General features: G+C 60.7%; 7 protein-coding genes and 2 pseudogenes. 5 read left to right on the top strand and 4 right to left on the bottom strand.

Annotated elements, in window-relative coordinates; genetic code table 11:
* The 3 genes from JCM12178_RS15545 to JCM12178_RS15535 form a co-directional block, all read right to left on the bottom strand.
* Positions 1-605 (bottom strand): prephenate dehydratase domain-containing protein (locus JCM12178_RS15545; RefSeq protein ID WP_172677165.1); only part of this gene is annotated, 605 nt, incomplete at its 3' end.
* A 2-nt stretch (positions 606-607) separates the two neighbouring features.
* A complete protein-coding gene (locus JCM12178_RS15540; RefSeq protein ID WP_054652708.1) occupies positions 608-1,582 on the bottom strand; it encodes a 3-dehydroquinate synthase II family protein in 975 nt (324 codons plus the stop codon).
* 13 nt (positions 1,583-1,595) lie between these two features.
* Positions 1,596-2,414 carry a 2-amino-3,7-dideoxy-D-threo-hept-6-ulosonate synthase gene (locus tag JCM12178_RS15535; RefSeq protein WP_054652706.1) on the bottom strand — a complete coding sequence of 273 codons (819 nt, stop codon included), beginning with the start codon at positions 2,412-2,414 and terminating at the stop codon, positions 1,596-1,598.
* Between the two features lie 489 nt (positions 2,415-2,903).
* On the opposite strand from JCM12178_RS15535, the pseudogene JCM12178_RS15530 reads away from it, so the two are divergent.
* From JCM12178_RS15530 to JCM12178_RS15515, 4 genes and pseudogenes are all read left to right on the top strand, one after another.
* Positions 2,904-4,264: pseudogene (locus tag JCM12178_RS15530) on the top strand (ammonium transporter).
* A 36-nt stretch (positions 4,265-4,300) separates the two neighbouring features.
* Positions 4,301-4,632 (top strand): annotated as a pseudogene (locus tag JCM12178_RS15525) (P-II family nitrogen regulator).
* 61 nt (positions 4,633-4,693) lie between these two features.
* Positions 4,694-5,926 carry an EAL domain-containing protein gene (locus JCM12178_RS15520; RefSeq protein ID WP_245628816.1) on the top strand — a complete coding sequence of 411 codons (1,233 nt, stop codon included), beginning with the start codon at positions 4,694-4,696 and terminating at the stop codon, positions 5,924-5,926.
* 76 nt (positions 5,927-6,002) lie between these two features.
* Positions 6,003-6,884, top strand: a complete 882-nt coding sequence (locus JCM12178_RS15515; protein ID WP_083465990.1) for a substrate-binding periplasmic protein — start codon at positions 6,003-6,005, stop codon at positions 6,882-6,884.
* Between the two features lie 328 nt (positions 6,885-7,212).
* Here the strand turns inward: JCM12178_RS15515 and JCM12178_RS17990 are convergent, their stop codons facing one another.
* Positions 7,213-8,484: a (Fe-S)-binding protein gene (locus tag JCM12178_RS17990; RefSeq protein WP_083465989.1), complete on the bottom strand. Its 1,272-nt coding sequence runs from the start codon at positions 8,482-8,484 to the stop codon at positions 7,213-7,215.
* A gap of 205 nt (positions 8,485-8,689) precedes the next feature.
* On the opposite strand from JCM12178_RS17990, the gene JCM12178_RS15500 reads away from it, so the two are divergent.
* On the top strand, positions 8,690-9,542 hold an 853-nt coding region (locus JCM12178_RS15500), incomplete at its 3' end, for an FAD-dependent oxidoreductase (protein ID WP_369404542.1).

Raw genomic sequence — 9,542 nt, 5'->3', positions numbered from 1 at the left:
AGCCAGTCGCGGCACTGCTCCAGCGGCTGCGGGTGCGAGTGGACCTCGCGGATGGCCTGCAGGCCGTCGGCCTTGCTCATCAGGCTGTGGCTGATGCGAATATACAACTCGGACTGGATATAGACCGGATACTTCATGAACAGGTCCACGACCTGTCCCACGGTGCCCTCAAGGGAGTTCTCGAGCGGGACAACGCCCAGCTCGGCTCCTTCGTCGGCAACGGCGCGGAAGATGTCTTCGAAATTTTCCTTGGGCGTGAGGTGCTGCGAGTGGCCCATGTGGGTCAGCGCCGCGATGTGTGAGAAGGTGCCCTCCGGCCCGAGATAGACCGTGCGTTCCGGCCGCTGGAGCCGCCGGGACGAGGACATGATTTCGCGGTAGATGGCCCGCAGGTGTTTTTCCGGCAGGGGACCGGGGTTGCCGTGGGCAAGCCGGTTCATGACCTCCTGCTCGCGGAACGGGGCAAAGATCGGCTCATGGCGCCGGGCTTTCCAGCGGCCCACGTCGAGGCTGACCTCGGCCCGTGCGTTGAGGGCGCGGATGAGCTCCTTGTCCAGCTCGTCGATGCGCTCGCGCAGGGTATCCAGATCGAGTTCGCGCTCCATGACTAGCCTTCCTTGATTTCCTCTTTGACGCGCATGCCGAAATGGCGGCCCGCTTCGTCGGTGGCCGTGAGGATCGTGTCGCCTTCCTTGAGCGTTACCACACTCACGGGCTCGCCGTCAGCGGAAACCACGCGGATCGTCTCGGCGTTTTGCAGGAATACCTGCCCCTTGGTCCCGGACTCGGTCTCGGCCTCGATAAGCAGCATGGGCCGGACTTCGGTCTTGCAGCGGCCAACGGTGGCGATGCCGGTCTTGCCGTCCGCGCCCACGATGAGCACGTCCGTGCCGGAAGCCAGTTCTTCGAGGTAGCTGGTCCTGTCGCCGGGCATCTTGCAGTAGGCGTGCACCGCTCCGGCGTTTACGCGGAAGGGCCGGGCCGCGACATAGGGGTTGGATTCGGTTTCGGCGTGCACGAGGAAGGTGAAGGCGGAGGAATTGCCCACGAGCATTCCCTGTCCCTTCTTGAGCATGGAGATGGTGTCCACGCAGACGCGGTGGCCGAGACCTGCGGACTGAATCTTGGTGACTTTTGCGGGAGTGAGTTCCACGGTGCCCTGCGCGAGTTTGAGTTCGGAGACAATGGCCTTGAGGTCGGCGGCGGCTTCGGGGAGCACCACGATGGTGTCGGCACCGCGTTCGAGGATGCCTGTGGCGAGCCGGGCGCGGTCGAGGTTCTCGGCCTCAAGCGCCACGTCCGTGACCTGCGCCAGAATGTTTTCAACGGGGATGATCTCCCAGCCTTTTTCCAGCACCACGGCTTCACCGGACATGATGCGCTGGACAGCGGTTTCCTCGTCGGCCTTTTCCGTGAGCGTCACGGTGGGCATGTCCTTCTCGGTGAGGACTTCCACCCGGCCGAGGGCCTTGATGTCGTCCACCTTGTCGGCGTCGGCAAGGACCGCGTCCACGCCCGATTCCAGTGCGAGGGTCAAAAGCTTCTTGTCGAAGGGGATGGCCTTGAAGATGATGCGTTTCATGTGCGTGTGATCCTTATTCGCCGACGTGTTTGAGGGCGTCGTCCACGGAGACGTCCTGATGGACGACCATGTTCAGGGCTTCGCAGAGGCGGGTGGGGTCGCTGTGCTGGAACACGTTGCGGCCCACGGACAGGCCCGCGCCGCCCGCTTCGATGGAGTCGTGCACCATCTGCAGGAAGTCGCGGGTGGAGTCGAGCTTGGGGCCGCCCGCGATGACCACCGGGATGCAGCATGCGTCGCAGACCTTGGAGAAGGTTTCCGGGTCGCCGGTGTAGCAGACCTTGACCACGTCCGCGCCGAGTTCCGTCCCCACGCGGGCGCAGTGGGCCACCACGTCCGGGGCGTACTCGTCCGACACCTTGGGGCCGCGGGCGTAGACCATGGCCAGCAGGGGGATGCCCCAGTTGGAGGCGTGGGAGGCAACCTTGCCGAAGTCGTGAAGCATGGCCGCCTCGGTTTCGTCGCCGAGGTTGCAGTGGATGCTTACGGCGTCGGCTCCGAGGCGGATGGCGTCTTCAACTGTTGCGACGAGGGTCTTGGCGTTGGGGAAGGGGGAGATGGATGTGGAGGCTGACAGGTGGACAATGAGGCCGATGTCCCGGCCTTCTGCGCGGTGGCCGCATCGAACGAGTCCCTTGTGTTCGATGACCGCGTTGGCCCCGCCTTCCACCACTCGCGAGACCGCGTCCTTCATGTCCACGAGTCCGTCGATGGGGCCGACAGTGACCCCGTGGTCCATGGGGACGACAATGGTTCTTCCCGTGTTGCGGTTGAAGATTCTCTCCAACCGGATGGCTTTGCGAGATGCATGATGCTGCTCCTTGCTGCTTATGGCCTTGGTGAACGACCGGCTCCCTCGTCCTTTAGACCAAAAAAAGGGGCCGCCGGCTGTTCGCCCGCGGCCCCTTTGTGGGTGTTCTCAGGTTTTCCCTGCTACAACACACCCCTCTCGGATCCGCGGACGCGTCCGTACCAAAACCAAAAATACAGGTAGGAAAAGAGGGTGTTGTTAAGGGAAAAATTACTCATGCCCATTGACTATGCGAAATCCGCTCGGGCTGTCAATAGGCTTTTTTACTAAGTGCATATTTACAAAAACGGAACAGGTTGAAATCTGACTCCTTGCGAAGTCTCTCAAATTTGCTGTTTATGTGAAATTGCTCGGAAGCGATGGGGTGCTGTGTTCCAAAAATGTCATTTGATGATTTGTTGCGATTGAGAGCTTTTGTTTTAATAGTGTTATATTTCGGGTTGTTACAAGTTTGGCATCGTCCTTGCCTTAGGAGGGGCAACTTCAACGATTTTTTTAAGGAGGATCGCTATGCTTTCAATTCTGCGGAACCCGGTCGGCAAAACTGCCCGTTATGCCGTAGCCGCGGCTGTCATGAGCGCCACGTTCCTCCCCGCGTGGGCACATGCGGGGGACGCGGAGTTCCTGACCCAGTCCAACGCCAACATTCTCTGGACCCTGCTGGCCGCCATTCTGGTCATGCTCATGCAGGCAGGGTTCGGTTGCGTCGAAGCAGGGTTCACCCGCGCCAAGAGCGCCGGTAACATCATGATGAAAAACTTCCTCGATTTTTCGGCGGGGTCCATCATCTTCTTCCTGTTCGGATTTGCCTGATGTTCGGCACGGACATGGGCGGGTTCATCGGAACCTCCGGATTCGGTCTGGGCGGCACCGCCGAAGGTGACCTGCCTTGGACCTACACCTTCTGGTTCTTCCAGAGCGTCTTCGCGGCCACCGCCGCCACCATCGTCTCGGGCGGCATGGCCGAGCGCACCAAATTCGGCACCTATGTCGTGGTCAGCGCGCTCGTCACCGGCCTGATCTATCCCATCTCCGGCCACTGGGCCTGGGGCAGCCTCTGGCTCGGCGACGCCGGCGCGGGCTGGCTCGAAGGTCTCGGATTCTGCGACTTCGCAGGCTCCTCCGTGGTCCACTCCGTGGGCGGCTGGCTGGCTCTGGCCGGTGCCATGGCACTGGGGCCCCGTATCGGCAAGTACTCTGCCGACGGCAAAGCCAAGGCCATTCCGGGCCACAACATTCCGCTTGCCGGGCTGGGCGTCTTCATCCTGTGGTTCGGCTGGTTCGGATTCAACGCCGGCTCCACCACCACTGCTGACGATACCATCGGCCTGATCGCCATGAACACCTCGCTGTCCGCCGGTGCGGGCGTGCTCGGTGCCATGCTGATCTCCTGGTTCCGCTTCGGCAAGTCCGACATCTCCATGACCATGAACGGCGCGCTCGCCGGTCTGGTCGGCATTACCGCCGGTTGTGCAACGGTGTCCCCCACCGGCTCCATCCTCATCGGCTTCGCTTCCGGTCTGCTCGTGGTCCTGTCCATCGAGTTCATCGACAAGGTTCTCAAGATCGACGATCCCGTCGGCGCTTCCAGCGTGCACGGCGTGTGCGGTGCCTGGGGCACCCTTGCCTGCGGCCTGTTCAACCTTGATGGCGGCCTCTTCTACGGCGGCGGCTTCGGCCAGCTCGGCGTGCAGCTCATCGGCGTAGGCGCATTCTTCGTGTGGGCCTTCGGCGTCGGCTGGGTCGTCTTCTCCATCCTCAAGGGCTTCATGGGCCTGCGCGTGGAAAAGGACGAGGAACTCAAGGGTCTGGACATCGCGGAACACGGTTCCGAATCCTACAACGGCTTCCAGCTCTTCACCACGGAATAGAGCGGGATATAAACCGAAACAAAAGGAGACAGAACCATGAAACTGGTAATTGCATACATCCGGCCCGAACGTCTCAACGACGTGAAGCAGGCCCTCTTTGCCAAGGAAATATACTCCATGACCGTGACCAACGTGCTCGGCTCCGGTCGCCAGAAAGGGTTTACCGAAACCTACCGCGGCGTGGCCATGGAAGTGAATCTGCTCAAGAAGGTCCGCCTCGAGATCGGCGTGAACGACACCTTCCTCGACCCGGCCATCGAGCCATCAAAGCCGCCGGACAGTCCGGCAAGGAAGGCGACGGCGTGATCTTCGTCCTCGACCTCGGCAAGGCCATCCGCATCAGAACCGGTGAAGACGGCATCCTCTAAGGCCGCTGAGCTGCAACATCTAAAAAAGGAATGATGGGTTATGGAAGGCGGGTTCCCCGATGTGCGGAAAATTCTCGAGTCCGATTCGGTAAGAACTCTCTTCCAGCCCATCGTCTCCATATCACGGCGTACCGTGTTCGCCGTGGAAGCCCTCTCAAGAGGGTTTGATCCGGAAACGCACGAGACGGTTCCCCCGGCGCTCCTCTTCGGAAACGCCGGGGGAACGCTCCGGAGAGACCTCGACCGGCTCTGCAGGGAGCGCGCGTTGGAGACCTTCTCCCCGGTCCATAAGCAGAATCCCGCCCTCATCATGTCCATGAACGTGGACGTCTCAACCCTCGAAGAAAGCACCTCGGGCAACCACGCCCTGATGAAAACCGCCCGCGCCGCAGGCATCCAGCCTCACAACGTTATCATCGAGCTGGTGGAATCAGCAGCCACGAACCTTCCGGCGCTCCTGCATTTCGTCAACTACTACCGACGGCGCGGATTCATCATCGCACTGGATGACGTGGGCGCGGGGCATTCCAACCTCGACCGCATCCCGCTGCTGAAACCGGATGTCCTGAAGCTGGACCGCTCCCTGATTTCGGGGGTCCACAATCACTTTCACAAACTGGAAGTCGTGCGCTGCCTCGTGCGGCTGGCAGCAAGAATCGGCGCGCTGGTGGTGGCCGAGGGAGTCGAAACGCCCGAGGAGGCCCTGTGCGTGCTGGACTGCGGCATCGACCTGCATCAGGGGTTCCTCTATGCGGTGCCGGAGACGCCGTCGCCCACCTATCGCAGCGCGCTGCGCATGGTGGACGAAGTCGCGTCCGGCCATCAGGCCCGCAGCACGCGGCGAGTCAGCGGCGAATACGAACGCAGCGCAGCCCGCGACGCGGTCATGCTTTCACTCTGCATGCGCCTTTCCGACGCATCACTGGAAACGCTGGACGTCGAACTGGCCCGCTGCATCGACGAAGGCCCGGACCTCGAATGCCTCTACGTGCTCGACATGCGCGGCAAACAGGTTTCTGGAACGATCTGCGACCCGGCGGTGCTCATGCGCAGTCGCAGAATCCTCTATGCTCCGGCCGAAGCCGGTGCCGACCACTCCCTCAAGGACTATTACATTCCCATCCGGGCAGGGTTGCGCCATTTCGTGACCCGTCCCTACATCTCCCTCGCCTCGGGCAATCGCTGCATGACGCATGTGCGCGTGTTCCGACACGATCCGACAGGCAGCGACCTCATCCTCTGCGCCGACATGGCCGCGGGAAGCAACGACTCCGGCTGCTGCAACGAGTTCTAGTCCGGTGTATTGCCGGTGGTTTTTTAAAGAGTTTTTTCGGCATAGAGCGCGTATTATAAAATAATGTATTCGAATCATGGCCAAGTGTATCGTTTCTGTAGCCAGTCATGGCGTGCAAAATGCGGTACATTGTATGTTGAGTTGCAACTTGCGTTTATATCGGTACGTCTGTTTGCTGGTTATGGCTTTGGTTCTCTGGGGCTTGGCCGGAAACTGCAAGGCAGACGGTCCTATTACGGTGGAAGTATATGGCGATGAAGACTACGCGCCATATTGCTATCTTGCGGATGACGAGCCGCGCGGGGCGTATGTAAGACTTTTGCAGGCTATTGACGGGTTCATGCCACGGTATTCTATTCAAATCCGTCTCCTTCCTTGGAAGCGATTGCTCAATTATGCAAAATACAAAGAAATTTTTGCCATATTCCCTCCGTACTATCGGCCGGAAGAGAGGCCCTATCTGGTACGGTACTCCTTGCCGCTTCTCACCGAGAGGACCGGTCTATACTGTCGTTTCGAAGTCATGAAGCAATCCCGTCCCAACTGGCCGGGTGACTATAAAGGGCTCAGGATCGGGAACAACAAGGGGTATCTGCTAGGCGGCAGTGAAGTGCGAGACCTCGCTCGTCAAGGGGACATAACCTTGGATGAAACCTCCAAGGCGAAGTTGAATCTGCTCAAGCTTATGAAAGGACATCTCGACTGTTACATCAACGATGAACTGGTTTTATCGCAGGTCCTGAGAGAAGTTACGGGGGCGGCCAGCTTTGAATCCATAGGAATCCGGCATGTGGCAACGGTAAGAGAGGAGTCCGGATATTTGGCTTATTCCGACATGGAGACACCGTGGCGTAATGATTTCATTCTTCGTTTCGACGAGGCGGTCAGGAAGGTCGTGCAGGACGGGATAGCGCAGAAAATCGTCGAAGACATGCTGAAAAATGCGGCATGTCCGTAGCGGAAGCCACTCGTGGCTTCTTTTGTGATTGCGGTGGAAGAAGTAGCTCCAGCCGAAAGAAGAAGCCTCCGGCGGGCAGCGCACTCCGTATGGCGGGGTTGGGCATGAAAGCCAGCGAGTATGATTAATATGACAACCAGAACTTCGCCGAGTCCGACGAATGGCCTGGCCCGGACAATTGGTCACTAGCGTGGGCAACGCCCAACCAGAAGTTTTTGGAGAGTCTTGAGAACCTTTTTGCAAAAAGGTTCTTGAGCCGCCGGAGGCAATAAAAAAGCCCGGCCAGCAACATTGCTGGCCGGGCTTTTATGTTTTTGTTTTCCGCAGCCTAAAGGCCGAGTTCGGCCAGATCGGGGCCGAGGTAGGCCCGTTCGTTTTCGCCGAGGATGCCGAGGGAGAGGCAGATGAGCGTCCAGAGGTGGACGGTGTGCCATGCTCCGCCGAAGTGCTCGGTGATGTCGTGCACCTGCGAGTGGCAGTTGTGGCAGGGGGTGATGCAGTAGTCTGCGCCTGTCGCCTCGATCTGCCGGAATTTGATGCGCCCGTATTCGCGCCGTTCTTCGGGGTATCCGCCCTGAAGCGCGCCGCCGCCACCGCCGCAGCAGTAGTTGTTGGAGCGGTTGGGGTGCATGTCGATGAAGTTTTCCTCGCCCACCACGGTTTTGACCACAAAGCGCAGGTCGTCGGCCACGTCGTCGCCGAGGGACTTGCGCACGAGCTGGCAGGGGTCCTGCACGGTGAAGGTCACGCCAGTGGTGTTCCAGTCGGCGTTGACGGGAAGGCGGCCTTCGCGAATCCAGCGCGCGTAGTGGGGGATGATGCTCTCAAGCCTGAAAGAGGGCTTGATGCCGAATTTTTGCAGTCCGGCCCGGACTGCGTAGAATTCGTGTCCTCACTCGGTGTTGAGCCAGACCTCGCAGTTCAGGTCTTCCACAGCCTTTACCTTGGTGCGAACGATCTTTTCCCAAGCCTCTTCGTCTGCCGCGAACATGCAGTAGTTCTCGGCGGCCCAGCCGACGGAGCTGTAGGTCCAGTCCGCGCCGACCACGTTGAGAATCTTCCAGAGGGGCACCATTTCGTCCGGTTCGGTCATGGGCTCGCGGGAGTTCTGGTTGAGGAAGAACTTTGCGCCGGTACGGTTCATGGAGACGCTCAGGTCGGCCTGTTCGGGCTGGGTTTCCTTCACTTCCTCGAGCATGTCCTCGACCACGAACTCAAAGTCTTCGGGTCGTGCGCCCATGGCCGAGCCGGTGTCGGTCTTCATGGCCACGTCGCAGGAGCCGATGATGCCTTTGGGGCGTTTCTCGCGCGGCCAGAGCGTGCGGGCGTGGTAGACGAGCTTGGGGATGTCGATGTTCATGGGGCAGACGTGCGTGCAGCGCTGGCACATGGTACACATCCAGACCCAGTCGGTGGTGGCGAGCTGTTCGTCCATGCCCAGCGCGGCCATGCGCAGGAACTTGCGCGGGTCCATGTCGGCCAGCCCGGTGGCGGGGCAGCCGGACGAGCACAGGCCGCAGGTCAGGCACATGTCGTAGTTGGCGTCGCCCGGCAGCAGGGCCAGCGCCTGTTCCTTGAAGGAATTGCCGTATCGTTTCATGAGATTTCTCCGTTTGGGCCGGGGCGTTTCATTGCCCCGACGGGCCGCTCATACTGCAAGGGCGGACGGGGGGCAAGTATTGAATGGCCAATTGCCCCGGTCCGGTGTCGGACTTGCGGGGTTTCGACATTTACTATACATGGTTCGCGTCCGTCGGGTACACTCCCGATGAATAGATGAATTATATACCTGCGAGGGTAGCATTTTGGCAAACAACACCACCATTCGGACGCAGGCGCTGGTAATCGGCGCCGGAGCCACCGGGGCCGGGGTCATGCGCGATCTGGCGCTTCGGGGTGTGCACTGCGTCCTTGTGGACCGCTCCGACGTCAACGCCGGGGCCTCCGGCGGCAACCACGGCCTGCTGCACAGCGGCGGCCGCTACGTTTCCAACGACCCGCACGCGGCCACCGAGTGCCGTGAAGAGGGCGACATCCTCAAGAAGCTCTCCCCCCAGTGCATCGAGGAGACAAGCGGCTATTTCGTGGCCGTGGAGGGCGATGACGAGAAATTTATCGCCGACTACAAGGGGCACTGCGACGCCTGTGGCATCGACTGCCGGGAGATCGACCCGGCCGAGGCGCGCGAGCAGGAACCGAATCTGGCGGAGAACACCATCGCCGTGTACGAGGTGCCGGATGCGTCCGTGGACCCGTTCAAGCTCTCGCTGGAAAACATCGCCCACGCCAAGATGCATAACGGCAGCAAGTACCTGCGCCGGACCGAGGTGGTGGGGTTTGATATTTCCGGAGGCCGTATCAACGCCGCCCTCTGCCGCGACGTGGACACGGGTGAGGAGACGCGCGTGGAAGCCGAGCAGTACATCAACGCTGCCGGAGCGTGGGCCGATGGCATCGCCCGCCTTGCCGGGGCCGAGATCGCCATGATGTTTTCGCAGGGGACGCTGCTCGTCACGCAGGAGCGCCTCTCGCGCCGGGTCATCAACCGGCTGCGTCCGCCGTCCGACGGCGACATCCTCGTTCCCGGCGGCACGGTCTCCATCCTCGGCACCACCAGCGTGAAGATCGACGATCCGGCCAAGTGCCGCCCCACGGTGG

Source organism: Salidesulfovibrio brasiliensis JCM 12178 (assembly GCF_001311825.1).
GTDB lineage: Bacteria > Desulfobacterota > Desulfovibrionia > Desulfovibrionales > Desulfovibrionaceae > Pseudodesulfovibrio > Pseudodesulfovibrio brasiliensis.
Note: the sequence above shows the minus strand (reverse complement) of the source record. Positions and strands in the feature narration are given on the sequence as shown.